The sequence below is a fragment of the Serratia marcescens genome (genome assembly GCF_029846115.1).
In the GTDB taxonomy this organism is placed as follows: Bacteria; Pseudomonadota; Gammaproteobacteria; order Enterobacterales; family Enterobacteriaceae; genus Serratia; species Serratia marcescens_L.
In genome coordinates this window covers 4,460,296-4,485,910 of the sequence record NZ_JARVZZ010000001.1, presented here as the reverse complement: position 1 = coordinate 4,485,910, position 25,615 = coordinate 4,460,296, and the positions used below count along the sequence as shown (strand labels likewise).

Genomic DNA, 25,615 nt, shown 5'->3' with positions numbered 1-25,615 from the left:
TTCAGGTCAGCGGGCTTCGGCCCGCTGATTAATCACGTCATCCAGTGCCTGTTCCAACTCCAGATAGCGGAAGTGGAAGCCTGCCTCCTCCAGCCGCTTCGGCACCGCCCGCTGGCCGCCGAGCACCAGTACCGCCGCTTCCCCCATCAACAAACGCATGACGAACGCCGGCACCCGCAGAAACGCCGGGCGATCGAGCACGTTGGCCAATTGGGCGGCGAACTGCTCGTTATGCACCGGGTAGGGAGCGACCATGTTGAACGGGCCGGTCAGAGTGGTGTGATCCAGCAGATAAAGAATGCCGTTGATCATGTCTTCGAGATGGATCCACGGCAGGTATTGGCGGCCGTCGCCGATCGGGCCGCCCAGCCCGAAGCGGAACGGCGGCAGCATTTTAGCCAGCGCGCCGCCCTGTGGCGCCAGCACTACGCCGGTGCGCAGCAGGCAGACGCGGGTGGCGTCGCTCTGCGCTTGCAGCGCCAGCGCTTCCCAGCGTTGGCACAGTTGGTGGGTGAATTCGTCGTGCGGCGGCTCCTCTTCGGTGACCACCGCCTGCCCCTGGTCGCCATAGTAGCCGACGGCGGAACCGGAAATCAGCACGCCGGGCGGCGTGCTGCCGGCCTTGATAAGCTGCGCCAACCGTTCGGTCAGATCCCAGCGGCTGCGGCACAGCCGCTCTTTCTGCTGCGCGCTCCAGCGCTTGTCGGCGATAGGTTCGCCGGCCAAATTGATCACCGCATCGAAGTCATCCAGCGACTGCCGGTCGTCCAGCGTTTGCCAATAGCTCGGCTGGTCGCCCAGCCGGGTCCGGGCTCGTCGTTCGTCTCGTGTCAGCACCGTAATGTGGTGAGAAAGCGCCAGCAGCCTGGCCGTCAGGCTGCTGCCTATCAATCCCGTTGCGCCGGTGATCAGGATCCGCATGGTCGACCTCCCTGAGTTAGTCCCGGCGGTAGCTCATGGTCATGGAGACCGAATCGGCGTAGCGCAGGGCCAGAAGTTTATCTATCTCCACTTCAGCATAGGTCACCCAGGCGTGTTCTTTTACGATATCGAGCACATCCTGCGTTAATTTTTCCAGCAGCGCGAAGCGGTTATCTTCCACATGGCGGATGATCGCTTTGGTGATGGTGCGGTAGTTGAGCGCGTCGGCGATGTCTTCGCTGTTGCGCGCCTTGTCCGCCGGGTAGTGGATCGCCACGTTGATCAGGACGTCCTGTCGGTTGTTGATTTCCTCTTCCTTGATACCGATGAACGTGCGCAACCGCAGATTTTTAATGCGAATAACGGCGTCGGGTTGACTGAAAGACATCAGAGATTCTCCATAGATCTGATTATTGGCGTTCAGAATACACGGAAAGTAGGGAAATGATAACGCAGGGGCGATGTGACTCCCCGGCGGCGGGGAGTCGGGGAGCGGGGTTAGCCCTGTTCGGCCAGCTTATAGGCGCGCTCGGTCGCCGGGCGGTTGTTGATGCGCTCGAACCAGTTGCGCACCGCCGGGTAATCCGCCAGATCGATGCGCTGGCGCGGATGCGACACCACCCACGGGTAGGTGGCGATATCGGCGATGCTGTAGTTGTCGCCGCCCAGGTACGGGTGCTTTTGCAGCTCGGCTTCCAGCACGCCATACAGCCGTTTGGTTTCCAGCTGGTAGCGCTCGATGGCGTAAGGCACCGGCTGCGGCGCGTAGTGGTTGAAGTGGTGATTCTGCCCGAGCATCGGCCCGAACCCGGCCACCTGCCAGAACAGCCACTGCAGGGTGGCGGCACGCTCGCGCAGGCCCTTGCTCAACAGCTTGCCGGTTTTCTCCGCCAGATACAGCAGGATTTCCCCGGACTCGAACAGGCTGATTGGCGCGCCGCCGTCCACCGGTTGCTGATCGACGATCGCCGGGATTTTGTTGTTGGGAGAAATGCTCAGAAAGTCCGGTTTGTACTGCTCGCCGGCGCTGATGTTTACGCGATGGATACGGTAGGGTAAGCCGACCTCTTCCAAAAACAAGGTGATCTTGTGACCATTGGGAGTAGGCGCGTAATACAGGTCAATCATGTTGCCTCCTGCGGTAAGGTGATCTGTAATTCATTACACGTTGCTGCGGTCTTCGCCGCGCACAAAGGTATATCAGAGATCCAACAATAGCAGCTAAGGATAGCAGGCTATGTGGGATTCGTCCGATGCTATCTGCGCGGTTGGATCACAATTCTCCACCGGGGCGGGCGGCGGTTTGCCGCACGGCGCCGTCGCGGTAAAATGGCGCTTATTTCCCTCTATAGGACAAGGTTATGAAGCTGATGTTCGCCTCGGATATTCACGGATCGCTGCCGGCCACCGAACGCGTGCTGGAATTGTTTGAACAAAACGGCGCCGACTGGCTGATTCTTCTGGGTGATTTGCTGAATCACGGCCCGCGCAACGCGCTGCCGGCCGGGTATCAGCCCGCTCAGGTTGCCGAACGATTGAATCGCTATAGCGACAAGATCATCGCCGTTCGCGGCAATTGCGACAGCGAGGTCGATCAGATGCTGCTGACATTTCCCATCGAGGCGCCCTGGCAACAGGTTTTACTGCAAAAAAGACGATTGTTTTTGACCCACGGTCACCTTTATCATCCCTCGGCACTGCCGCCGTTATCCCGCGGTGACGTCCTGGCCTACGGCCATACGCATCTGCCGCAGGCGGAGCGGCAGGGTGAGATCTATTGCTTCAATCCGGGCTCGGTCAGCATCCCCAAAAGGGGCTTTCCGGCCAGCTACGGCATGTTGGATCGGGGCACTTTGCGCGTGCTGACGCTCGACGACGGCAAGGTCGTCGCGGAGGTGGCGTTAACACGCTAAACGCACTAATTTATACACACACAATAAAAATCTTTGAAAAACACTCATTGATTAACCAGCGCGCGGGATGCATCGCGCCAAAATAGAAGGTTTTAGAGGATGGCGGAACAGGGTCAGGCTGCAGATACCGAATGGGTTGATATCGTCGACGAGCAAAACGAGGTGATCGCGCAATCCAGTCGTCAACAGATGCGGGCGGAGCGGCTGCGTCATCGTGCTACCTATATTGTGGTGCATGATGGGATGGGAAAAATTCTGGTGCAGCGTCGCACCGAGATCAAGGACTTCTACCCGGGCTGGTTGGACGCGACGGCGGGTGGCGTAGTGCAAAGCGGTGAAAATGTGCTGGACTCGGCGCGCCGCGAGGCGGAAGAAGAGCTGGGTATCGCCGGCGTGCCTTTCGCCGAACACGGTCTGTTCTACTTCGAAGAAGAGCAGTGCCGGGTGTGGGGCGCGCTGTTCAGCTGCGTTTCGCACGGCCCGTTCGCGCTGCAGGAAGAAGAAGTGGCCGAGGTGTGCTGGCTGACGCCGGAAGAGATCACCGCGCGCTGCGACGAGTTTACCCCGGATTCGCTGAAGGCGCTGTCGCTGTGGCTGACGCGCAACAACGAGCAGGATTACGGTAAGCCGCTCGACAACCACTGAGACGCCAACGCGTGAGAAAGCCGGTCATCGACCGGCTTTTTTTATGGCGCGGATTCAGCAGCTGTCGCGGCGGCACAGCGTGGCGGGCAGGGAGCCTGCCGGCAGCCAGGGCTGCTCGTTCAGCCGCGCCAGCAGCGCCTGGCCGGCCTGAATGCCGATGTCGCGATGCGGAATGGTCATGGTGGTCAGCGGCGGCTGGCAGACCCGGCTGAACTCGCTGTTGCCGAACCCCACCACCGCCAGATTGTCCGGCACCTTGATGCGCCGCCGGTGGCATTCATACAGCGCGCCGCCGGCCAGTTCGTCCGAGGCGCACACCAGCGCGTCCAGCTCCGGCCAGGCCAGCAAGAATTCCGGCAGCTGCTGCGCGCCGGTGCTGAAGCTGGCGGGCTGCGCGGCGTTGATCACCCGATGCGGCGACATATGGTTGCGCAGCAGCGCCTTGTGCCAGCCCTGCAGGTGCTGCTGGAAAATCCACTGTTCCTGGTTGGCGCACAGCAGCCCGATGTTCTGATAGCCGCTGGCGATCACCGTTTGCGTCAGCTGGTACATGGCCGCCACGTAGTCGATGCCGATGCTCATGTCGATCGGGTCGGCGCGCACGGCGCCGATCTCCACCACCGGAATGTTGGCGGCGATCAGCGCGTTGCGGGCGTTTTGCGAATGCTCGACGCTGAGCAGCACCGCCGCCGCCAGGTTGTAAGAGAGCAGGGTCTCCAGCAATTTCTCTTCGCGTTCGAGGTGATGTTGCGATTCCGCCAGCATGATGTGATAGCCGGCCGGCTGCAGCACTTTCTGCAGGCCGGCGAACATCTCGGCGCAGCCGGATTCGGACAGGCTGGGCACCACCATGGCGATGGTGTAGGACGAGGCCGACGCCAGCGAACTGGCGGCCAGGTTGGGCAGATACCCCAGTTCGCTTACCGCGGCTTCAATCTTCTCGCGCAGTTTGTCTGAAACCTGCTCCGGCGTGCGCAGCGCGCGCGACACCGTCATGGTGCCGACGCCTGCCAGCTGCGCTACGTCAGCCAACGTCACCCTGCCCGTGCTGCGTCGTTTTTTACCGATCGACATGCCTAATCCCGACTGAAATGCGCGCGCGGCGCATAAAAATGGTGAGGGCGGGAAGCCGACGGCGCGGCTTCGACGATCCCCGTATGCGGCACATTCTACCCCGTTACCCGAAAGAGCGAGAAAAAATTGTGGTTAACGCTATGCCGCGGCGCGGCGTTTTGATAGCGCTATCACAGATCTGCATGATAGCGCTTTGGTAGCGCTATCTTTGTGATATCCATCACTGTGTGGCCGGGAGGGGTTGATTAAAGTTTTAGCGTCGTCGGTGAATTAATCACCGGCCGAAACCATCAACCTTTAGGAGGGTAACGTGCTGAAAGAGTGGCTGACCGCCGATCATATACAGCTGTGCGAACGGGTGGAGGACTGGCGCCAGGCGGTAACGCTGAGTGCGCAGCCGCTGCTGCAAGACGGCGTGATTACGCCGAATTACCTGACGGCCATCTTTCATCAGCAGGAGAAGCTCGGCCCTTACTTTGTTCTGGCGCCGGGCATCGCCATGCCGCACGCCCGGCCCGAAGAGGGCGCCAACGCGCTGGGATTATCGCTGTTGAAGATCCATCAGGGGGTGAACTTTCATTCCGCAGATAACGATCCGGTTCAGGTGGTGGTGATGCTTTCGGCGCCCGACGGCGACAGCCACATCGAGTTGATTTCGCAACTGGCGGAATTATTTTCAGACAATCAGGCCATGGAGGCGTTATTTCACGCCAAAGATAAACGGCAAATCGAGGATATTATCGCCCGCTATTAACGCTTAATCACCAGGAACACTATTAATGCTAACAACGCCGGGAATATGACCGGCGGCGCTACCCTACACGCTAAATTCAACAGGTGGATATTATGAAAATCATGGCGATTTGCGGTTCCGGTCTCGGCAGCAGTTTTATGGTGGAAATGAACATTAAAAAGGTGCTGAAAAAGATGGGCGTGGAGGCCGAGGTCGAACATTCCGATCTGTCGTCCGCCACCCCCGGCGCCGCCGACGTGTTCGTGATGGCGAAAGACATCGCCGACAGCGCCAGCGTACCGGCCCAGCAGCTGGTGGTGATCAGCAACATCATCGACATTAATGAGCTGGAAGCCAAGCTGCGCGCTTACTTCGAAGCCCACTCAATCATCTGAATAAAACGATTGGCGAGGTGGATATGTTTATCCAGGAAACGCTTAAGTTTGTGGTGGATATATTAAAGGTGCCTTCGGTGCTGGTCGGGCTTATTGCGCTGATCGGTTTGCTGGCGCAAAAGAAATCGTTTTCCGACGTGGTGAAAGGCACGGTAAAAACCATTCTCGGCTTTATCGTTTTGGGCGGCGGCGCCACGGTATTGGTCGGGTCGCTCAATCCGCTAGGCGGCATGTTCGAACATGCGTTCAATATTCAGGGCATCATTCCGAATAACGAAGCGATCGTCTCCATCGCGCTGGAGAAATACGGCGCCTCCACCGCGCTGATCATGGCATTCGGCATGGTGGCGAATATCGTGGTGGCGCGCTTCACCCGGCTGAAATACATCTTCCTGACCGGCCACCACACCTTCTACATGGCCTGCATGATCGGCATCATCCTGACGGTGGCGGGCTTCGAGGGCGTGCAGCTGGTGTTTACCGGCGCGCTGACCCTGGGGCTGGTGATGGCGTTCTTCCCGGCGATCGCCCAGCGCTATATGCGCCGCATCACCGGCAATGACGATATCGCCTTCGGCCACTTCGGCACCCTGGGCTACGTGCTGTCCGGCTGGATCGGCTCGAAGGTGGGTAAAAACTCGCGCTCGACCGAAGAGATGAACCTGCCGAAAAACCTCAGCTTCCTGCGCGACAGCTCCATTTCGATCTCGATGACCATGATCGTCATCTACCTGATCCTGGCGATCTGCGCCGGCCGGGCCTATGTGGAAAGCGAGCTCAGCGGCGGCCAGAACTACCTGGTGTATTCGATTATTCAGGCCATCACCTTCGCCGCCGGGGTGTTCATCATCCTGCAAGGCGTGCGTTTGATTCTGGCGGAGATCGTGCCGGCGTTCACCGGCTTCTCGGAAAAGCTGGTGCCTAACGCGCGGCCGGCGCTGGATTGCCCGGTGGTCTATCCCTATGCCCCCAACGCGGTGCTGATCGGCTTCCTGTTCAGCTTCCTTGGCGGATTGGCCGGGCTGTTCCTGCTGGGGCAGCTGAAGATGGTGCTGATCCTGCCCGGCGTGGTGCCGCACTTCTTCACCGGCGCTACCGCCGGGGTGTTCGGCAACGCGACCGGCGGGCGGCGCGGCGCGATGCTGGGCGCCTTCGCCAACGGGCTGCTGATCACCTTCCTGCCGGTATTGCTGCTGCCGGTGCTGGGGGCGTTGGGCTTTGCCAACACCACCTTCTCCGACGCCGACTTCGGCGTGATCGGCATCCTGCTGGGCAACATGGCGCGCTTTATGTCGAAGGAGATGATCATGCTGGCGATCGTCGCCGTGTTCGCGCTGTTGGTGGCGCATAACTTCCTGGGAAAACGCAAAGGCGCGCCGGCCGCTGACCGCGTCGAGAAATAACGAGGGCAGACTGATGAACTACACAACGAGCGAAACGGAAATTGAAGAGCTGCATATCCTGGCGCGGGCGATCCGCCTGGAAACGCTGAAAGCGCTGACCGGGCTGGGCTTCGGCCACTACGGCGGCTGCATGTCGGTGGTGGAGACGCTGGCGGTGCTGTACGGCAGCGTGATGCGCATCGATCCGGCGGATCCGGACTGGCCGGAGCGCGATGATTTCGTGCTGTCGAAAGGGCACGCCGGCCCGGCGCTGTACAGCACGCTGGCGATCAAGGGCTACTTCCCGCTGGCGGAGCTGAAGACCCTCAACCAGAACGGCACGCGTCTGCCAAGCCACCCGGACCGGCTGCGAACGCGCGGCGTGGACGCCACCACAGGTTCGCTGGGACAGGGCGTGTCGATCGCCGCCGGCATGGCGTTATCCCATCGGCTGGCGGGGCGCCGCAATCGGGTGTTCAGCATCCTCGGCGATGGGGAACTGAATGAAGGGCAGTGCTGGGAGGCGTTCCAGTTTATCGCCCACCACAATCTGAACAACCTGACGCTGTTCATCGATTACAACAAGCAACAGTTGGACGGCGCGCTGGACGAGGTGATCCAACCGTTCGATCTGGCCGCCAAGTTCCGCGCCTTCGGCTTTGAGGTGCAGACCATCAAGGGCGATGACATCGCGGCGCTGCTGGCGGCGGTAGCGCCGGTGCGCGGCGGCGAACAGCGGCCGCTGGCGATCGTGCTCGACAGCATCAAAGGGCAGGGCGTGGCCTATCTGGAAAACCTGTCGAACTCTCACCACCTGCGCCTGACGCCGGACGTGCAGCAGGAAATCGAAAAAGCCATCGCCGAACTGGAGGCCGCCCATGTTTAACGTAGTGACGCAGTTGGAAAACGACGCCGTCGAAATGCGCAAAGTCTACGCCGGCGCGGTGCGTCGGCAGATTGAGGCGGGCGCGCCGATCATCGCGCTGGAGGCGGATCTGATGAGCTCGATGGCGATGGACGGCGTGCACAAGGATCACCCGCAGCACGTGATCAACTGCGGCATCATGGAGGCCAACGTGATCGGCGTCGCCGCCGGGCTGTCGCTCACCGGCCGGGTGCCGTTTGTGCATACCTTTACCGCCTTCGCCAGCCGCCGCTGTTTCGATCAGCTGTTCATGTCGCTGGATTATCAGCGCAACAACGTCAAGGTGATCGCCTCCGACGCAGGGGTGAGCGCCTGCCACAACGGTGGCACCCACATGTCGTTCGAGGATATGGGCATCGTGCGCGGGCTGGCGCATTCGGTGGTGCTGGAGGTGACCGACGCCACCATGTTCGCCGACATTCTGCGCCAGCTGATGGATCTGCGCGGCTTCTACTGGGTGCGCACCATTCGCAAGCAGGCGACGCGCATCTACCAGGAGGGCTCGCGCTTTACCATCGGCAAGGGCAACCTGCTGCGCGACGGCGACGACATTACGCTGATTGCCAATGGCATCATGGTGGCGGAGGCGCTGAAGGCGGCGCAGATGCTGGCGCAGCAGGGCGTCAGCGCGGCGGTGATCGATATGTTCACCCTCAAGCCTATCGACCGTGAACTGATCAAAACCTATGCGGCCAAAACCGGGCGCATCGTCACCTGTGAAAACCACAGCATTCATAACGGGCTGGGGTCGGCGGTGGCGGAGGTGCTGGCGGAAGAGTGCCCGACACCGATGCGGCGCGTGGGGGTGAAGGAGCGTTACGGCCAGGTGGGCACCCAGGCATTTCTACAGCAGGAGTACGGTCTGACCGCCGAGCATATTCTGGAGGCTGTTGGGCAGTTGCTGCAAAAATAGTTCTCGAGTCAATAACAACTGCTGTAACGAATGAGGTCTGGTGCTCTGGATAAAACACATACCTTCCTGCCCAGTATCTGAGTTATGACTCACACGTTATCAACTGAGAAGCCCCTTAGGGGGCTTTTTGTTTTTAATGGATAATAGATGGCCAATGCTTGGGTAAAAAGAGATAATAAATACAATAAGTTATATTCATGGAGTGAATAATGATAACAACAAGAGGCTCGTTCAGAAGGCTGACGCTAGGCGAGATCACGCTATCCCGCTCTTTCTATACCCTCATCATGATGATGTTGCTCAGTGGCTGTATGCTTGAAAAGCAACGTTTTTACGCTGCGGACATTACGCTGCGGGGAAATGATCTCTGTTTCTCTTTACCGCAAGCCTACTCAACACAGAGTGGCAGGGTCAGTCTGGTCAGCATTGCTATTGAACAACGGTTGGATAGTCAAACGCATGAGCTCTGGCGCAGGACCACTCTACCACCGAAGCCCGTTGAGACGATAACGCCCGGCCAATGTATCCCATACTCGTTCAAGGCATTTGAGAGCGATGTGCCCTACACCGTGGCAATCAGCACCGTAGATCCTCAGGATGCAGATTCCAAACGTTTTTGGCAGCGCAGTTTCTCGCTGAAAATCAGCGACGGCAAGATTTTGCAGGTTATTGCCAGCGCGGAGTAATAAAGCCAAAGAGGGATGAATGAAATGACAAGAACGGCAATGTGTGTGAAGCGAAGTGATAGGCATAACGCTTGAGAGAGTGCCGTTGGGTTTCTGCACCATAAATTACATTCGGCTCTCAAGGAGGAGATTATGGCCGTGATTCCATTACTGCCGCCAGGCGGTTTTACTGTTCTTGCCAGAAACTTGCGTGAGGCGCGCAGGCAGGGGTAACCGCGCAACATGGCGTTGCCAGGTACTTACTATTGGTTCTACCATCAGGTAAAAAATCGGGGCCCTTGGGATTACAAGCAGCAAAATCGCGCATTGGCTAACTTTGGTAATTTCAATTATGGTGCGACCGGTACCGCGGCTGGAATTCTCGCAGATATTTTGTTGATGGGCGCTGGATTTGCTCAGTCAAAAGCAGGAACATCGCGGCCAGAATGGAGTCATTGGTATCAACGCCCGCCGTATGGTGATGACCCTCAGGATCAATATTGGATCAAGCAAGGAATTGATTATGCAAATCGGCATGGTTACTAAATGGGCTCATCGGCTGCTGACGGCAATTTTGTTGGTTATGGTCGTCGGATTGGCGGGGTACTGGTATGCCACCCGCGATACTTATGACGATAAGCTCTATAGCAAAAAGCAGTTGACCGACGAAATTTGGCTCTATGTCACCGAGTACCAGAATGCGGGGGCCACCGACACGGATGTGTATCGTTACTATTTGAACGGAAGCCTGGATGGGGACCCTATCAACGTACTGAGTCAAAGCACGCCAGTTTTGACGGCGGATCGGGCTGATGCAACTATCCGTGGCGAGGGCAACCGCGTCACCATCAATTTTTCCGGAAAGGTGTATTCTTTTACGAATTCGGCATTTTTCTATGCCACGAACAGCCAAACACCCATCATGCCTACCATTGATTTTTCTGCAAGAGGCGTCAGTGCCTGGCGATGATGGTGGGTGCAGCGGATTTGGCGGGTATTGTCTAAGACAACCTCATCACCAAAAGTATCAGGCATAAAAAAGCCAGTCAGGATCACCTGACTGGCTTTTTTTAACGGTTTATTACGCCTTGGCGGCGGCGTCAGCCTGGGAAGACTGGATCGCCGTCAGCGCAACGGTATAGACGATATCGTCAACCAGTGCGCCGCGCGACAGGTCGTTCACCGGCTTGCGCATGCCTTGCAGCATCGGCCCGATGGAGACCAGGTCAGCGGAACGCTGTACCGCTTTGTAGGTGGTGTTGCCGGTGTTCAGATCCGGGAAGATGAACACGGTCGCCTGGCCGGCTACCGGTGAGTTCGGCGCCTTGGACTTGGCAACGTCGGCCATGATGGCGGCGTCGTACTGCAGCGGGCCGTCGATGATCAGGTCCGGGCGTTTTTCCTGCGCCAGACGGGTCGCTTCGCGCACTTTCTCGACGTCGCTGCCCGCACCGGAGTTGCCGGTGGAGTAGGAGATCATCGCTACGCGCGGCTCGATGCCGAAGGCCGCGGCGGAATCCGCAGACTGGATGGCGATTTCAGACAGCTGCTCGGCGGTTGGATCCGGGTTGATCGCGCAGTCGCCGTAGACCAGTACCTGGTCAGGCAGCAGCATGAAGAACACGGAGGACACCAGCGAGCTGCCCGGCGCGGTTTTGATCAGCTGTAACGGCGGACGGATGGTGTTGGCGGTGGTGTGAACCGCGCCGGAGACCAGACCGTCGACTTCGCCTTGTTCCAGCATCAGGGTGCCGAGCACCACGTTGTCTTCCAGCTGTTCGCGCGCGACCACTTCGGTCATGCCTTTGCTCTTGCGCAGCTCAACCAGGCGCGGCACGTAGTTTTCACGCACGGCGACCGGATCGACGATTTCGATGCCTTTGCCCAGCTCAACGCCTTGCGCTGCCGCGACGCGCTGGATCTCGTCCGGGTTGCCGAGCAGCACGCATTCCGCGATGCCGCGTTCGGCGCAGATGGCCGCCGCTTTCACGGTGCGCGGCTCGTCGCCTTCCGGCAGCACGATGCGTTTGCCGGCTTTACGCGCCAGCTCGGTCAGCTCGTAACGGAACGCCGGTGGAGACAGGCGGCGTGAACGCTCGGAGGTGGCGGTCAGCGAGTCGATCCACTCGGTGTTGATGTGGCTGGCCACGTAGTTCTGCACTTTCTCGATGCGCTGGTGGTCGTCCGCCGGCACTTCGAGGTTGAAGCTCTGCAGGCTCAGCGAGGTCTGCCAGGTGTTGGTGTCGACCATGAACACCGGCAGGCCGGTCTGGAAGGCGCGTTCGCACAGCTTCTTGATCGGCTCGTCGATGGCGTAGCCGCCGGTCAGCAGGATGGCGCCGATTTCTACGCCGTTCATCGCCGCCAGGCAGGCGGAGACCAGCACGTCAGGACGGTCCGCGGAGGTCACCAGCAGAGAGCCCGGGCGGAAGTGTTCCAGCATGTGCGGGATGCTGCGCGCACAGAAGGTCACGGACTTCACGCGGCGAGTCATGATGTCGCCTTCGTTGACCACGCGGGCCTTCAGGTGGCGAGCCATGTCGATGGCGCGGGTGGCGATCAGATCGAAGCTCCACGGCACGCAGCCCAGAACCGGCAGCGGGCTGTTGGCGAACAGCTGCGCAGGATCGACGTGGGCGATGCTGGCTTTGGTGGAGTCGTCGAAGATTTCGGACAGGTCAGGACGGGTGCGGCCCTGATCGTCGACCGGTGCGTTCAGCTTGTTGATGATCACGCCGGTGATGTTTTTGTTCTTGCTGCCGCCGAAGCTGGTGCGCGCCAGTTCGATGCGCTCTTTCAGCTGCGCCGGGGAGTCGTTGCCCAGCGCCAGCACGAAGACGATCTCGGCGTTCAGGGTTTTGGCGATCTCGTAGTTCAGCGCGTTGGCGAACTGATGCTTACGGGTTGGCACCAGGCCTTCGATCAGCACCACTTCCGCGTCTTTGGTGTTCTCGTGGTAACGCGCCACGATCTCTTCCATCAGCACGTCTTGCTGGTTGGAGCTCAGCAGGCCCTCAACGTAGTCCATGCGCAGCGGTTCGGCCGCCGGAATGGTGGAGTTGCTGCGGATGATGGTGGTGGTCTGGTCGAGCGCGTTGTCGCCGGTGCGCGGTTGAGCGATAGGCTTGAACACGCTCAGACGAACGCCTTTTTGCTCCATGGAGCGGATGACACCCAGGCTGACGCTGGTCAGGCCGACGCTGGTGCCGGTGGGGATCAACATAATAGTACGTGACACAGAATAGTCCTCTTCACGATTAACATGAGGCTAAAACAACACCGTCAGCCTGGGCTGACGGTGTTTTGAGAGCATTACGCGGTCAGGCGGGATGCGTCCTGCGCGATGACCAACTCTTCGTTGGTCGGGATCACCAGCGCCAGGCGGCTGCCGTCTTTGGTGATGGCGCCGGATTTGCCGAAGCGAGCGGCCATGTTGCGGTCGTGGTCGATTTCGAAGCCCAGCAGGCCCAGTTTGTTCAGGGTCAGCTCACGCACCATGCCGGCGTTCTCGCCGATGCCGCCGGTGAAGATCACCGCGTCCAGACGGCCTTCCATCAGGGCGCTGTATGCGCCGATGTATTTGGCCAGACGGTGGCAGAACACGTCCATGGCGCGTTTGGCGTCGGCTTTGCTGTCGTAGTTGTCTTCAACGTAACGGCAGTCGCTGGTGACTTCGGTCAGGCCCAGCAGGCCGGATTCTTTGGTCAGCATCTTGTTGATCTGGTCAACGCTCATGCCCAGAGAATCGTGCAGGTGGAAGATGATAGCCGGATCGATGTCACCGCTGCGGGTGCCCATCACCAGGCCTTCCAGCGGGGTCAGACCCATGGAGGTATCAACGCACTGGCCGTTGCGCACTGCGGTAACGGAACCGCCGTTGCCCAGGTGGCAAGTGATCACGTTCACTTCTTCTACCGGCTTGTTCAGCATCTTCGCGGCTTCCTGAGTCACGTAGAAGTGGCTGGTGCCGTGTGCGCCGTAGCGGCGAACGCCGTGGTCGCGGTACAGGCTGTACGGCAGGGCGTACAGGTAAGATTCTTCCGGCATGGTCTGGTGGAACGCGGTATCGAACACGGCAACGTTCTTGTCGGCCAGGTTAGGGAAGGATTTCAGCGCTTCCGCGATGCCGATCAGGTGAGCCGGGTTGTGCAGTGGTGCAAACGGCACGGAATCTTTGATACCCTGCAGAACTTCGTCGTTGATCACGGCGGAAGCGGTGAACTTCTCGCCGCCGTGCACGATGCGGTGGCCGATGGCGGTCAGCTGCGCGGAAAGCTCTGGTTTTTGTGCCAGAATAGTATTAACAATGAAGTTCAGCGCTTCGCTGTGTGCAGCGCCGGCCCCCAGGGCAGCTTCGTGTTTGGCGCCGTCCATTTTCCACTTGATGCGAGCTTCAGGCAGGTGGAAACACTCGGCCAAACCGGAGAGGAATTCGTCGCCGTTAACGGCATCGATGATGGCGAATTTCAGAGAAGAACTGCCGCAGTTAAGAACCAGTACTAGCTTACTCGACATGGAAGTACCTACTTAAATAGTCGTGTTGTTAAAAATAAATCGAAAACACGTGGTGAATTAATCGTCAATCAGACAACAAGCGTAGCGCATAGTGCCGATGACATTTATGATTAACATCATGTGAAGTGCACAAATCACAGGATGATGGAAAAACCGATGATTTCTCTGCGGTTTAAATAATCTTGATTTTTATAGGGCTAAAAGTTGACAAAAATTACGTCATCTTCTACCGGCCACAAGGCCGGCTTAGGATACCGATAGCCCGGTGTAAACACAAAATAAATTTAAAGCTTCAAATTTTTTAGTATGGTCTCTGGCAGCACGCTTTTAGTTTCTTTACGTGACGTTGAGGTACGCAATGACGAGCAAACCGTCCGGTTCCGTAAGCTGGTTTCAGGTCTTCCAGCGCGGGCAGCATTATATGAAAACCTGGCCGTCGGACAAACGTCTGGCACCGGTCTTTCCGGAGAACCGCGTTGCGCGTGCCACCCGTTTCGCTATCCGTTTCATGCCGCCGTTGGCGATTTTCACGCTGACCTGGCAGATCGCGCTCGGCGGTCAGCTCGGCCCGGCGATTGCCACCGCGCTGTTCGCCTGCAGCCTGCCAATGCAGGGGCTGTGGTGGCTGGGGCGCCGTTCGGTCACGCCGCTGCCGCCGACGCTGTTGCAATGGTTCCATGAGGTGCGTAACAAGCTGACGGAAGCCGGGCAGGCGGTGGCCCCGCTGGAGGGCACGCCGACCTATCAGACGTTGGCCGATTTGCTCAAGCGCGCTTTCAAGCAGCTGGACAAAACCTTCCTCGACGATCTGTAAATGAAGACAGGCCGCGTTGTGCGGCCTTTCTCGTCAAAGCGCCAATAACCCCGGTTTAAATCAAAGAACGGTCGAGTTGTGATTTCCTGCGTTCTTGCGCTGTGCGATGCTCCCGCCATCACACAGAAATGAGGAAATCCTGATGGAAATGACCAATGCCCAGCGGCTGATCCTGTCGAACCAGTACAAGATGATGACCCTGCTCGATCCGGACAACGGCGACCGTTATCGCCGGTTGCAAACCATCGTCGAACGCGGCTTCGGTTTGCAAATGCGCGAACTGGATCGCGACTTCGGTGAACTGAGCGAAGAGGTGTGCCGCACCATCATCAACGTGATGGAGATGCACCATGCGCTGCAGGTTTCCTGGGGCAACCTGAAAGAGAAGCAGGAGCTGGACGAGCGCCGCCTGGCGTTTCTCGGCTTCGACGCCGCCACCGAAGCGCGCTACCTGAGCTACGTGCGTTTCCTGGTCAGCACCGAGGGGCGTTATACTCACTTCGATTCCGGCAGCCACGGTTTCAACGCCCAGACCAAAATGTGGGAAAAATACCAGCGCATGCTGGCGATCTGGCTGGCCTGTCCGCGCCAGTATCACTTGAGCGCCGTTGAGATAGCGCAAATCATCAATGCTTGATTAAGAAGAGGTTTTCTGTGGAGTGTAAGGGTTTTCTGTTCGATCTTGATGGCACCCTGGTGGATTCATTGCCGGCGGTAGAGCGCGCCTGGACGCACTGGGCCGAGCGCCGCGGCGTTAACCCGCAAGCGGTGCTGGACTTCATTCACGGTAAACAGGCCATTACTTCTCTGCGCCACTTTATGCCGGGCGAAAGCGAAGCGGAAATTCAGCGCGAGTTCGAGTTGCTGGAGCAGGCCGAAGCGCAGGATACCGACGGCGTTCGCGCGCTGCCGGGTGCGATTGCGCTGCTGGAGCGCCTGAACGCGCTCGGCGTCCCTTGGGCGATCGTCACCTCCGGTTCGGTGCCGGTGGCCGGCGCTCGCCGCCAGGCCGGCGATTTGCCGCAGCCGGAGGTGTTCATCACCGCCGAGCAGGTTAAACACGGTAAGCCACAGCCCGACGCCTACCTGCTGGGCGCCGAGCGCCTGGGGCTGGCACCGCACGAGTGCGTGGTGGTTGAAGACGCGCCGGCCGGTATTCTCTCCGGCCTGGCGGCGGGCTGTCAGGTGATCGCGGTCAACGCGCCGGCCGATGCGCCGAAGTTGGAGCAGGTCGACCTGCGGCTGGATTCGCTGGCGCAGATCGCCGTCGATAAAACGGCGCAGGGCGCGATCGTTCGCCGGCTGGCCTGAGCGGCATTATCTTCACCCTAATTGATTAGACCCCGCTTCGGCGGGGTTTTTTTATGCTATTTTTTAGACCCTTGGACATTTGTCGGATGAGGCCGTTTTGAACAGCGAATTACTGTGGGTGCTGAGTTTACTGCTGATTGCCATCGTGCTGTTTATCACCAATAAGCTGCGCATGGACGTGGTGGCGCTGTTGGTGATCATCGCCTTCGTGCTGAGCGGCACGCTCAGCCTGCAGGAGGCGACGGTCGGTTTCAGCGATCCCAACGTGATTTTGATTGCGGCGCTGTTCGTGATCGGTGAAGGGCTGGTACGCACCGGCGTGGCTTACCAGGTGGGTGACTGGCTGGTGAAAGTGGCCGGCAGCAGCGAAACCAAAATGTTGATGCTGCTGATGGTGACAGTCGCCGGGCTGGGCGCGTTCATGAGCTCGACCGGCGTGGTGGCGATCTTTATCCCGGTGGTGCTCAGCGTGACGGCCAGAATGAAGATCGCGCCGGGGCGGCTGATGATGCCGCTCAGCTTTGCCGGGCTGATCAGCGGCATGATGACGCTGGTGGCCACGCCGCCCAACATGGTGGTCAACAGCGAACTGGTGCGTGAAGGCATCCATGGTTTCGGTTTCTTCAGCGTGACGCCCATTGGCCTGGTGGTGCTGGCGCTGGGTGTCGGCTACATGCTGATCGCCCGGCGTTGGCTGGGCAGCGGTGAAACGGGCAAAGCCGGTGACGACTGGCAGCGCCGCACCTTCCGCGATTTGATCCGCGACTACAAGCTGACTGGCCGCGCGCGGCGGCTGGCTGTCCGCAACGCTTCGCCGCTGATCGGGCGTTCGCTGGATGAACTGCATCTGCGTGCGCGCTATGGCGCCAACGTGGTGGGCATCGAGCGCTGGAAACGCTTCCGGCGGGTGATGGTCAGCGCCTCCGGCAGCACCGAGCTGCGCGAGGGCGATGTCCTCTTGATCGACATGTCGGACAGTCAGGTCGATCTGCGCGAATTCTGCGGCGAGCAGCGGCTGGAGCCGATGGTGCTGCGCGGCGATTACTTCTCGGAACAGTCGCGCAACGTCGGCATGGCCGAAGTGTCGCTGATCCCGGACTCGGCGCTGCTGGGCAAAAGCCTGCGCGAAGCGGCGTTCCGCAGCCGCTACGATCTGAACGTGGTGGGCATCCGCCGCCACGGCGAGACGCTGGGCGGCAAGCTGGTGGACGAGCCGCTGGAGCTGGGCGACATTTTGCTGGTGATCGGCGACTGGAAGGCGATCCGTCAGCTGCAGGCCAAAACCCACGACTTTATCGTGCTCAATCTGCCGGCCGAGGTGGACGAAGTGGCGCCGGCCATCACGCAGGCGCCGCACGCGCTGTTTTGCCTGGCGTTGATGGTGGCGATGATGTTGACCGACGAAATCCCCAACCCGATCGCGGCGCTGATCGCCTGCCTGCTGATGGGCAAGTTCCGCTGTATCGACATGGAGAGCGCCTATAAATCGATCCATTGGCCGAGCATTATTTTGATCGTCGGGATGATGCCGTTCGCGCAGGCGCTGCAAAAGACCGGCGGGGTGGATCTGATCGTCAGCGGGCTGATGGACGTCGCCGGCAGCGCGGGGCCGCGCGTGATGCTGCTGTGTCTGTTCGTCTTGTGCGCCGCCATCGGCCTGTTTATTTCCAACACCGCGACGGCGGTGCTGATGGCGCCGATTGCCATTGCCGCCGCGCGCGAAATGGGCGTCTCGCCATACCCGTTCGCGATGATTATCGCCATCGCCGCGTCCGCCGCCTTTATGACGCCGGTCTCTTCACCGGTCAACACGCTGGTGCTGGGGCCGGGCAATTACAAATTCGGCGATTTCGTACGTCTCGGCGTGCCGTTTACCCTGCTGGTGATGGTGGTCAGCGTGATTGTGGTGCCGTGGCTTTACGGTTTTTAACGGCGCAGCGGGGCTGCGCCGGCGGGGTTACAGCGAACTGTCGAGGCTGATTTCGTCCAATGACAGGCTGAAGCTGGGAATGAATACGTCCATGAAGTAGTCCATTTCCGGGCTGCGGCGCTGTTCCAGGGTTTTATCCAGCCGCGCCTTGGCCAGGGTGAATTCGTTGTTGCCGGCAGAGAGTTCTTCCAGGCATTTCAGGTAGGCGCACAGCGCGTCTGCCTGCTTTACCACCTGCTTTTCATCTTCGCTGTAGTAGTGCTCATCGAGAATGGTGCGGAAATCGTTGCGCAGCTCAGCGGGGATCATGTCCAGCAGCTTTTGCTGGGCGATCTTTTCGATCTTCTTGTATTCATGGGCGATCTGCGGATTGTAGTACTTGATCGGCGTCGGCATGTCACCGGTGATCACTTCGCTGGCGTCGTGATACATCGCCAGTAGCGCAACGCGGTCGGCGTTGAGGTTGCCGTTGAATTTGCGGTTCTTGATCACCGCCAACGCATGGGCGACGAAAGCCACCTGCAGACTGTGTTCGGAGACGTTTTCGGTACGCACGTTGCGCATCAGCGGCCAGCGGTTGATCAGTTTCAGGCGGGACAGATGGGCGAAGAAATGGCTCTGGCTCATGGTGCTCTCTTTAACGGCAAGTGAGGGCACCATTGTGAAGCAGTGACGGCGAATTTTGCAACCGGGCAATGAGAGAAGGGCGCAGCAAGGCGCTGCGCCCCAGGCGATTACTGGTGGTAACCTTCCAGGAAGCGGCCCAGCTTGCCGACCGCCATTTCCAGTTCGTCTACGCGCGGCAGGGTGACGATGCGCACGTGATCCGGGTAAGGCCAGTTGAACGCGGTGCCCTGCACCAGCAGCACTTTTTCCTGCAGCAGCAGATCCAGCACCAGTTTCTGGTCGTCGTGGATGTTGAAGCGCTTGGCGTCGATGCGCGGGAACATGTACAGCGCGCCCTGCGGCTTCACGCAAGAGACGCCCGGAATGTCGTTGAGCAGTTCCCAGGTGCGGTTGCGCTGTTCGTACAGGCGGCCGCCGGGCTGAATGAATTCGCTGATGCTCTGATAACCGCCCAGCGCGGTCTGAATGGCGTGTTGCATCGGCACGTTGGCGCACAGGCGCATCGAAGCCAGCATCTCCAGCCCTTCGATATAGCCTTTGGCGTGCTTCTTCGGCCCGTTCAGTACCATCCAGCCCTGGCGGAAGCCCGCCACGCGGTAGGTTTTCGACAGGCCGTTGAAGGTCACGGTCAGCAGATCCGGCGCCAGCGCGGCGATCGAATGATGCTCGGCTTCGTCATACAGGATCTTGTCGTAGATCTCGTCGGCGAAGATGATCAGATTGTGTTGACGGGCGATCTCGACGATCTGTTCCAGCAGCGCTTTGCTGTAAACCGCGCCGGTCGGGTTGTTCGGGTTGATGATCACAATGCCGCGGGTGCGCGGGGTGATCTTGCTGATGATGTCGTCCAGATCCGGGAACCAGCCGGCCTGCTCATCACACAGGTAGTGCACGGCCTTGCCGCCGGACAGCGATACCGCGGCGGTCCACAGCGGGTAGTCCGGCGCCGGCACCAGCATTTCGTCGCCGCTGTTGAGCAGCGCTTGCATGGATTGGACGATCAGCTCAGAGACGCCATTGCCAATGTAGATATCCTCAACGGTCACGTCACGCATGTTGCGCGCCTGATAGTGCTGCATGATCGCTTTACGCGCCGAGAAGAGGCCCTTGGAGTCGGAGTAGCCTTGCGCCGTGGGCAGATTGCGGATCACGTCGACCAGGATTTCGTCCGGGGCGTCGAAACCGAACGGGGCAGGGTTGCCGATGTTCAGTTTCAGGACTTTGTTGCCTTCTTCTTCAAGACGTTTAGCTTCTTTAAGCACCGGGCCGCGAATGTCATAGCAGACGTTGTCCAGTTTGCTGGATTTCTCAATGGGGGACATAAAAAGTTGAGCCTTTTGCTGGGATAGGGGCGCTCCTACCGTGGGACGCCGCAACCCGCCCAATGTACTCCTGGCGTAGTTGCTTTTGAAGGGTTTTGCACGCCTTTGGTGCAAATGCATGTCGTAACGGGGGATTTTAGTTATGATAAGCAAAGGTAAAGTTATTTTGTGGTTCATAATTTCATGAACTATAATTTTACTAGGGTTTTGTTCTGTGAAATCACGCGTCGATAAACGGGACGTGCCGGCGATCGCGGCCGGCAGCAGTGAACTGATAAGCCGAAAGTGAGAATGGGCTTCAATAAACTGTAAAGGAACGATAATACCGGAGTTGTCTGATAGCGGGGTGTCGGTAAGCGCACCACACTAAGAAAATGGCATATTTACATTAGCTTTACTTTATATTTTAGCTTAAGCATTGTTTATGTGGTTGTAGGATTATTATTTAAAGTAAAAATCTTACTGATTGAATTTATTAAATTCATTGAGTATTAACACGAAGTTGGTGTCATTAATTATTTATCTTTTTTGCTCTGTAATGCAGTCTGAACACCGGTTGATAAGGGTTCTCAGTAGCACGAATGGAGTGGAAATTAGGCAGTATGAATGAGTAAAATCTCAGGTTCGGTGGGGGTTTTCCCTTTCCACCGGTATTCAGCCCCCCGCGTTCTATAAGCATCATCGATAGATCGCATTTTAAAAAGCGATAGAGGTAACGAATCATAAGTAATTTTTTTGCCCTCCACTTATGAGTGGGGTACTGTCATAACAGGCTCCGTCCTTTTCAACGGCGTCTGAGAAACACACCAGGGTAGTAGTTCGTAAATTAGAATTTAAAAAAGTGAAGAATACACTATGACAACTGCAAATCGTCCGATACTTAATCTCGACCTCGATCTGCTAAGAACCTTTGTTGCGGTTGCTGATTTGAATACCTTCGCAGCGGCGGCTGTTGCCGTTTGCCGTACTCAATCAGCCGTCAGTCAACAAATGCAGCGATTAGAGCAACTGGTCGGCAAAGAACTGTTTGCCCGCCATGGGCGCAACAAACTCCTGACTGAGCATGGTATTCAGCTTCTCGGTTATGCCAGGAAAATCCTGCGCTTTAACGACGAAGCCTGTACCTCGCTGATGTACAACAATATTAAAGGTGTTCTGACCATCGGCGCTTCCGACGACACCGCCGATACCATTTTGCCTTTCCTGTTGAACCGCGTGACCGCCATCTATCCCAAGCTGGCCATTGACGTGCGCGTAAAGCGCAGCACGACGATGGTCGATCTGCTGGAAGAGGGCGAGATCGATCTGGCGGTGACCACGGCCGATCCGGCCGGGCACCCGCATATCGTACTGCGCACGTCGCCGACGCTGTGGTACTGCGCCGCCGATTACCACTATCAGGCCGGCGAACCGATCCCGTTGGTGGTGATGGATGAGCCAAGCCCGTTCCGCGCGCTGGCGATCAAACAGTTGGATGAAGCCGGTATCCCGTGGCGTATCGCCTACGTCGCCTCCACGCTGTCCGCGGTGCGGGCGGCCTGTAAGGCCGGCCTGGGCGTGACCGCGCGGCCGATCGAGATGATGAGCCCCGATCTGCGGGTGCTGGGCGCGGTGGAAGGTTTGCCGCCGCTGCCGGATACCCAGTATGCGCTGTGCAAAAATGCGCAGTGCAGCAACGAGCTGGCAATGGCTATCTTCAGCGCGATGCAGGGCGGCAATGACGGCTATGGCTTCAACGGCGCGGAAGCCGGTCTCCAGGGCGATCAGGATGACGCCAGCCTGGTGGACGAAGAAGAATAACGCCGCGGTGTGATATCTGATGAAAAACCTCTGCTTCGGCGGAGGTTTTTTTTGGCCGTTTTTTGGTGATATTTACTGTTATATAGGTTTAAGTGCAATTTTGTTATGAGTTGGCTGTTTTAATAACTTTTAAGCGTTACTGAAAAGAGAGTTTGGCCGGGTTTAAGATGCGGAGTTTGTTTTTTGAGCAATAAGATTGAATGGGTTAAAGGCATGGTAATAGCAGGGTTATTTTGTTAGCTTATAGCGGCCGTTTTTGCGGCTTAATTTGAGGAAAATTGTTAAAGGGCCACACTTTTTTTGAGGATTTATGCTGAAAACGTGTCCTGGATCAAAAAAATACCCCTAGGTAGTGAGTGGAAGAACAGGGAATTCCTGAGACAATGGTATAGTAAAACTGAAATGTGCATGTTGGTTTATATCTATCTGTTTCTACACAAAAATTAACTGACACGATTTAGCCTGTCCCTGGCGCATCAAATGTTAATTAAATGATACGTATGTAAACTAGTGTGTAGATACTTTTGTCAAAGTTGACAAAAGGTTATAGAAAGGAGTAAAAAGCCCACAGAAAAACGCTGCCTAACTCGCTGTAAAAGCAGTTTGTTTGTGTGGTTATTTATCCTTCCCTTAAATCGATGTGGCGCACTAACTGCCGGTGACAAGAGCAGTGCGATCGACGCCACTTTTGATGAGTAAGCATAGAGTATGTCAACAACCACTGAAGTTATCGCTCATCACTGGGCGCTCGCCGTATTTCTCGTCGTGGCTATCGGGCTTTGCGGCTTAATGCTGCTGGGTGCGTTCTTCTTGGGCGGGAGAGCCCGGGCGCGCGCCAAACACACCCCGTTTGAATCAGGCATCGACTCGGTCGGCACGGCGCGCATGCGCTTGTCCGCCAAGTTCTACCTGGTGGCCATGTTCTTCGTTATTTTCGACGTTGAAGCCTTATACCTGTATGCCTGGTCGGTCTCGGTTCGCGAGAGCGGTTGGGTAGGCTTTATCGAAGCCGCCATTTTCATTTTGGTGCTATTGGCCGGTCTGGTTTATCTGGTGCGCATTGGCGCGTTGGATTGGACTCCGGCGCGTTCCCAACGCCGCAGCAAACCGAGCACGATCACTAACACCAACAGTCATCCGCAGTAACAGCGAGGCATTAAGATGGACTATACGCTCACCCGCATAGACCCGAACGGTGAGAACGACCGTTATCCCCTGCAAAAACAGGAGATCGTCGCCGATCCCCTGGAACAACAGGTCCACCGCACGGTTTACATGGGTAAACTCGAACATGCGCTGCATGACATGGTGAACTGGGGGCGTAAAAACTCTATTTGGCCGTATAACTTCGGCCTTTCGTGCTGTTACGTGGAGATGGTGACGTCGTTTACCGCCGTTCACGACGTGGCGCGTTTCGGTGCGGAAGTACTGCGCGCCTCCCCGCGTCAGGCTGACCTGATGGTGGTGGCCGGTACCTGCTTCACCAAAATGGCCCCGGTCATTCAACGCTTGTACGAGCAGATGCTGGAACCTAAGTGGGTGATCTCGATGGGCGCCTGCGCCAACTCCGGCGGCATGTACGACATCTATTCCGTGGTGCAGGGCGTGGACAAGTTCCTGCCGGTCGATGTGTACATTCCCGGCTGCCCGCCGCGTCCAGAAGCCTACATGCAAGCGCTGATGCTGCTGCAGGAATCCATCGGCAAAGAACGTCGCCCGCTGTCGTGGGTTGTCGGCGATCAGGGCGTTTACCGCGCCAATATGCAGTCTGAAAGAGAGCGTAAACACGGCGAGCGCATCGCGGTGACCAACCTCCGGACGCCTGACGAGATTTAAGACGTTCATTTAACGTCCATCTTAGTGCGCTATTGGTTAACACAGCGAAAAGTGAAACTTGCGGCGAATAACCCTTTAGTGTGGTGAAAAAAAATTATGACAGATTTGACGACGCACGACGCCTTGCCTGCCTGGCAGACCCGAGATCACCTTGACGACCCGGTGATCGGCGAACTGCGCAACCGTTTTGGGCCGGAAGCCTTTACTGTTCAGGCCACCCGTACCGGCATGCCCGTGGTATGGGTTAAACCTGACCAGTTGCTGGAAGTAATGACGTTCCTGAGAAAACAGCCGAAGCCGTATGTCATGCTGTTCGATCTGCATGGCGTGGACGAACGTCTTCGCACCCACCGCGACGGCCTGCCCGCTGCGGATTTCTCCGTTTTCTACCATCTGATTTCCATCGAACGCAACCGCGACATCATGCTGAAGGTGGCGCTGTCTGAAAAAGACCTGCACGTGCCGACGGCGACCAAGGTGTTCCCGAACGCCAACTGGTACGAGCGCGAAACCTGGGAAATGTTCGGCATCACCTTCGACGGCCACCCGCACCTGTCGCGCATCATGATGCCGCAGACCTGGGAAGGGCACCCGCTGCGTAAGGACTACCCGGCGCGCGCCACCGAATTCGATCCTTTCGTGCTGACCAAGCAGAAAGAAGATCTGGAGATGGAAGCGCTGACCTTCAAGCCGGAAGACTGGGGCATGAAGCGCGGCACCGAGAACGAAGACTTCATGTTCCTCAACCTCGGCCCGAACCACCCGTCCGCGCACGGTGCGTTCCGCATCATTCTGCAGTTGGACGGCGAAGAGATCGTCGACTGCGTGCCGGACATCGGCTATCACCACCGCGGCGCCGAGAAGATGGGCGAGCGTCAATCCTGGCACAGCTACATTCCGTACACCGACCGCATCGAGTACCTCGGCGGCTGCGTGAACGAAATGCCTTACGTGCTGGCGGTTGAAAAGCTGGCCGGCATCAAGGTGCCGGAGCGCGTCGACACCATCCGTGTGATGCTGTCCGAACTGTTCCGCATCAACAGCCACCTGCTGTACATCTCCACCTTCATTCAGGACGTCGGCGCGATGACCCCGGTGTTCTTCGCCTTTACCGACCGTCAGAAAATCTATGATCTGGTGGAGGCGATCACCGGTTTCCGTATGCACCCGGCCTGGTTCCGCATCGGCGGCGTCGCGCACGATCTGCCGCGCGGCTGGGATCGCCTGCTGCGTGAATTCCTCGACTGGATGCCGAAGCGTTTGGATTCCTACGTGAAAGCGGCGCTGAAGAACAGCATCCTGAAAGGCCGTTCCATCGGCGTAGCGTCTTACAACGCCAAAGAAGCGCTGGAGTGGGGCGTGACCGGCGCAGGCCTGCGCGCCACCGGCGTGGAGTTCGACGTGCGCAAATGGCGTCCGTACTCCGGCTACGAGAACTTCGACTTTGAAGTGCCGGTGGGCGACGGCAACAGCGACTGCTACACCCGCGTGATGCTGAAGGTGGAAGAGCTGCGTCAGAGCCTGCGCATCCTCGAACAGTGCCTGAACAACATGCCGGAAGGCCCGTTCAAGGCCGATCACCCGCTGACCACGCCGCCGCCGAAAGAGCGCACGCTGCAGCACATTGAAACGCTGATCACCCACTTCCTGCAGGTTTCCTGGGGCCCGGTGATGCCAGCCAACGAATCATTCCAGATGATTGAAGCCACCAAAGGGATCAACAGCTACTACCTGACCAGCGACGGCAGCACCATGAGCTACCGCACCCGGGTCCGTACGCCGAGCTTTGCGCACCTGCAGCAGATCCCATCGGTCATCCGAGGCAGCCTGGTTTCCGACCTGATCGTCTATCTGGGTAGTATCGATTTTGTAATGTCAGATGTGGACCGCTAAC

The 25,615-nt window shown here is 58.1% G+C and carries 26 protein-coding genes; 18 read left to right on the top strand and 8 right to left on the bottom strand.

From position 1 onward, the window contains the following. Positions 1 to 6: 6 nt before the first annotated feature. From QDT79_RS21395 to yfcG, 3 genes are all read right to left on the bottom strand, one after another. Positions 7 to 921 carry a TIGR01777 family oxidoreductase gene (locus QDT79_RS21395; protein WP_308317039.1) on the bottom strand — a complete coding sequence of 305 codons (915 nt, stop codon included), beginning with the start codon at positions 919 to 921 and terminating at the stop codon, positions 7 to 9. A 16-nt stretch (positions 922 to 937) separates the two neighbouring features. Then, positions 938 to 1,309: a dihydroneopterin triphosphate 2'-epimerase gene (gene folX / locus QDT79_RS21390; RefSeq protein ID WP_063988979.1), complete on the bottom strand. Its 372-nt coding sequence runs from the start codon at positions 1,307 to 1,309 to the stop codon at positions 938 to 940. A gap of 110 nt (positions 1,310 to 1,419) precedes the next feature. After that, a complete protein-coding gene (gene yfcG, locus QDT79_RS21385; protein ID WP_063988980.1) occupies positions 1,420 to 2,049 on the bottom strand; it encodes a GSH-dependent disulfide bond oxidoreductase in 630 nt (209 codons plus the stop codon). A gap of 233 nt (positions 2,050 to 2,282) precedes the next feature. Here yfcG and yfcE point away from each other — a divergent pair, with 233 nt between their 5' ends. After that, complete coding sequence (gene yfcE, locus QDT79_RS21380; RefSeq protein ID WP_308317038.1) at positions 2,283 to 2,834, top strand: phosphodiesterase; 552 nt, start codon at positions 2,283 to 2,285, stop codon at positions 2,832 to 2,834. Between the two features lie 99 nt (positions 2,835 to 2,933). After that, entirely contained in the window at positions 2,934 to 3,479 is a 546-nt protein-coding gene (yfcD, locus tag QDT79_RS21375) for an NUDIX hydrolase YfcD (protein WP_004936086.1), read from the top strand. Positions 3,480 to 3,533: 54 nt separating this feature from the next. Here yfcD and QDT79_RS21370 read toward each other — a convergent pair whose 3' ends face one another. Then, positions 3,534 to 4,553, bottom strand: coding sequence for a LacI family DNA-binding transcriptional regulator (locus QDT79_RS21370; protein ID WP_308317037.1), 1,020 nt, complete (start codon positions 4,551 to 4,553; stop codon positions 3,534 to 3,536). Positions 4,554 to 4,863: 310 nt separating this feature from the next. Here QDT79_RS21370 and QDT79_RS21365 point away from each other — a divergent pair, with 310 nt between their 5' ends. From QDT79_RS21365 to QDT79_RS21330, 8 genes are all read left to right on the top strand, one after another. Then, on the top strand, positions 4,864 to 5,307 hold the full coding sequence (locus tag QDT79_RS21365; protein WP_038876423.1) for a PTS sugar transporter subunit IIA: 444 nt from the start codon (positions 4,864 to 4,866) through the stop codon (positions 5,305 to 5,307). A gap of 92 nt (positions 5,308 to 5,399) precedes the next feature. Continuing rightward, positions 5,400 to 5,681 carry a PTS sugar transporter subunit IIB gene (locus QDT79_RS21360; RefSeq protein ID WP_197816220.1) on the top strand — a complete coding sequence of 94 codons (282 nt, stop codon included), beginning with the start codon at positions 5,400 to 5,402 and terminating at the stop codon, positions 5,679 to 5,681. 23 nt (positions 5,682 to 5,704) lie between these two features. Beyond that, positions 5,705 to 7,084 carry a PTS ascorbate transporter subunit IIC gene (locus tag QDT79_RS21355; RefSeq protein WP_043140091.1) on the top strand — a complete coding sequence of 460 codons (1,380 nt, stop codon included), beginning with the start codon at positions 5,705 to 5,707 and terminating at the stop codon, positions 7,082 to 7,084. 13 nt (positions 7,085 to 7,097) lie between these two features. Then, positions 7,098 to 7,949, top strand: coding sequence for a transketolase (locus QDT79_RS21350; protein ID WP_308317036.1), 852 nt, complete (start codon positions 7,098 to 7,100; stop codon positions 7,947 to 7,949). Continuing rightward, positions 7,942 to 8,901, top strand: coding sequence for a transketolase family protein (locus QDT79_RS21345; RefSeq protein WP_063988983.1), 960 nt, complete (start codon positions 7,942 to 7,944; stop codon positions 8,899 to 8,901). The genes QDT79_RS21350 and QDT79_RS21345 overlap by 8 nt, the downstream gene beginning before the upstream one ends. A gap of 209 nt (positions 8,902 to 9,110) precedes the next feature. After that, a complete protein-coding gene (locus tag QDT79_RS21340; RefSeq protein WP_253718948.1) occupies positions 9,111 to 9,587 on the top strand; it encodes a putative T6SS immunity periplasmic lipoprotein in 477 nt (158 codons plus the stop codon). 222 nt (positions 9,588 to 9,809) lie between these two features. Then, positions 9,810 to 10,112 (top strand): polymorphic toxin type 44 domain-containing protein, encoded by a 303-nt coding sequence (locus tag QDT79_RS21335; RefSeq protein WP_074181155.1) that lies wholly within the window; start codon positions 9,810 to 9,812, stop codon positions 10,110 to 10,112. Next, positions 10,090 to 10,536 carry a hypothetical protein gene (locus QDT79_RS21330; protein ID WP_063989030.1) on the top strand — a complete coding sequence of 149 codons (447 nt, stop codon included), beginning with the start codon at positions 10,090 to 10,092 and terminating at the stop codon, positions 10,534 to 10,536. The genes QDT79_RS21335 and QDT79_RS21330 overlap by 23 nt, the downstream gene beginning before the upstream one ends. Before the next feature lie 111 nt (positions 10,537 to 10,647). Here the strand turns inward: QDT79_RS21330 and pta are convergent, their stop codons facing one another. Further along, on the bottom strand, positions 10,648 to 12,804 hold the full coding sequence (pta, locus tag QDT79_RS21325; RefSeq protein ID WP_033648050.1) for a phosphate acetyltransferase: 2,157 nt from the start codon (positions 12,802 to 12,804) through the stop codon (positions 10,648 to 10,650). Between the two features lie 74 nt (positions 12,805 to 12,878). Continuing rightward, the gene (ackA, locus tag QDT79_RS21320; protein WP_055312511.1) at positions 12,879 to 14,081 is read right to left on the bottom strand and encodes an acetate kinase; all 1,203 of its coding nucleotides are present in this window, start codon (positions 14,079 to 14,081) and stop codon (positions 12,879 to 12,881) included. Between the two features lie 358 nt (positions 14,082 to 14,439). On the opposite strand from ackA, the gene yfbV reads away from it, so the two are divergent. From yfbV to QDT79_RS21300, 4 genes are all read left to right on the top strand, one after another. Continuing rightward, entirely contained in the window at positions 14,440 to 14,895 is a 456-nt protein-coding gene (gene yfbV / locus QDT79_RS21315) for a terminus macrodomain insulation protein YfbV (protein ID WP_004936061.1), read from the top strand. Between the two features lie 142 nt (positions 14,896 to 15,037). Then, complete coding sequence (locus tag QDT79_RS21310) at positions 15,038 to 15,532, top strand: YfbU family protein (RefSeq protein WP_197816214.1); 495 nt, start codon at positions 15,038 to 15,040, stop codon at positions 15,530 to 15,532. Between the two features lie 17 nt (positions 15,533 to 15,549). Further along, complete coding sequence (locus QDT79_RS21305; RefSeq protein WP_063988984.1) at positions 15,550 to 16,206, top strand: sugar phosphatase; 657 nt, start codon at positions 15,550 to 15,552, stop codon at positions 16,204 to 16,206. A gap of 97 nt (positions 16,207 to 16,303) precedes the next feature. Beyond that, the gene (locus QDT79_RS21300) at positions 16,304 to 18,136 is read left to right on the top strand and encodes an SLC13 family permease (protein WP_308317035.1); all 1,833 of its coding nucleotides are present in this window, start codon (positions 16,304 to 16,306) and stop codon (positions 18,134 to 18,136) included. 27 nt (positions 18,137 to 18,163) lie between these two features. On the opposite strand, the gene yfbR is transcribed toward QDT79_RS21300, so the two are convergent. Continuing rightward, the gene (gene yfbR / locus QDT79_RS21295) at positions 18,164 to 18,763 is read right to left on the bottom strand and encodes a 5'-deoxynucleotidase (protein ID WP_025303666.1); all 600 of its coding nucleotides are present in this window, start codon (positions 18,761 to 18,763) and stop codon (positions 18,164 to 18,166) included. Positions 18,764 to 18,870: 107 nt separating this feature from the next. Further along, entirely contained in the window at positions 18,871 to 20,085 is a 1,215-nt protein-coding gene (locus tag QDT79_RS21290; protein WP_004936047.1) for a pyridoxal phosphate-dependent aminotransferase, read from the bottom strand. 855 nt (positions 20,086 to 20,940) lie between these two features. On the opposite strand from QDT79_RS21290, the gene lrhA reads away from it, so the two are divergent. The 4 genes from lrhA (at position 20,941) to nuoC (ending at position 25,614) form a co-directional block, all read left to right on the top strand. Further along, a complete protein-coding gene (gene lrhA, locus QDT79_RS21285) occupies positions 20,941 to 21,885 on the top strand; it encodes a transcriptional regulator LrhA (RefSeq protein ID WP_004936045.1) in 945 nt (314 codons plus the stop codon). Between the two features lie 708 nt (positions 21,886 to 22,593). Beyond that, entirely contained in the window at positions 22,594 to 23,031 is a 438-nt protein-coding gene (gene nuoA / locus QDT79_RS21280; protein ID WP_025303663.1) for an NADH-quinone oxidoreductase subunit NuoA, read from the top strand. A gap of 15 nt (positions 23,032 to 23,046) precedes the next feature. Then, positions 23,047 to 23,721, top strand: coding sequence for a NuoB/complex I 20 kDa subunit family protein (locus QDT79_RS21275; RefSeq protein ID WP_004936039.1), 675 nt, complete (start codon positions 23,047 to 23,049; stop codon positions 23,719 to 23,721). Between the two features lie 96 nt (positions 23,722 to 23,817). Next, complete coding sequence (gene nuoC, locus QDT79_RS21270) at positions 23,818 to 25,614, top strand: NADH-quinone oxidoreductase subunit C/D (RefSeq protein WP_025303662.1); 1,797 nt, start codon at positions 23,818 to 23,820, stop codon at positions 25,612 to 25,614. Position 25,615: the final 1 nt, after the last annotated feature.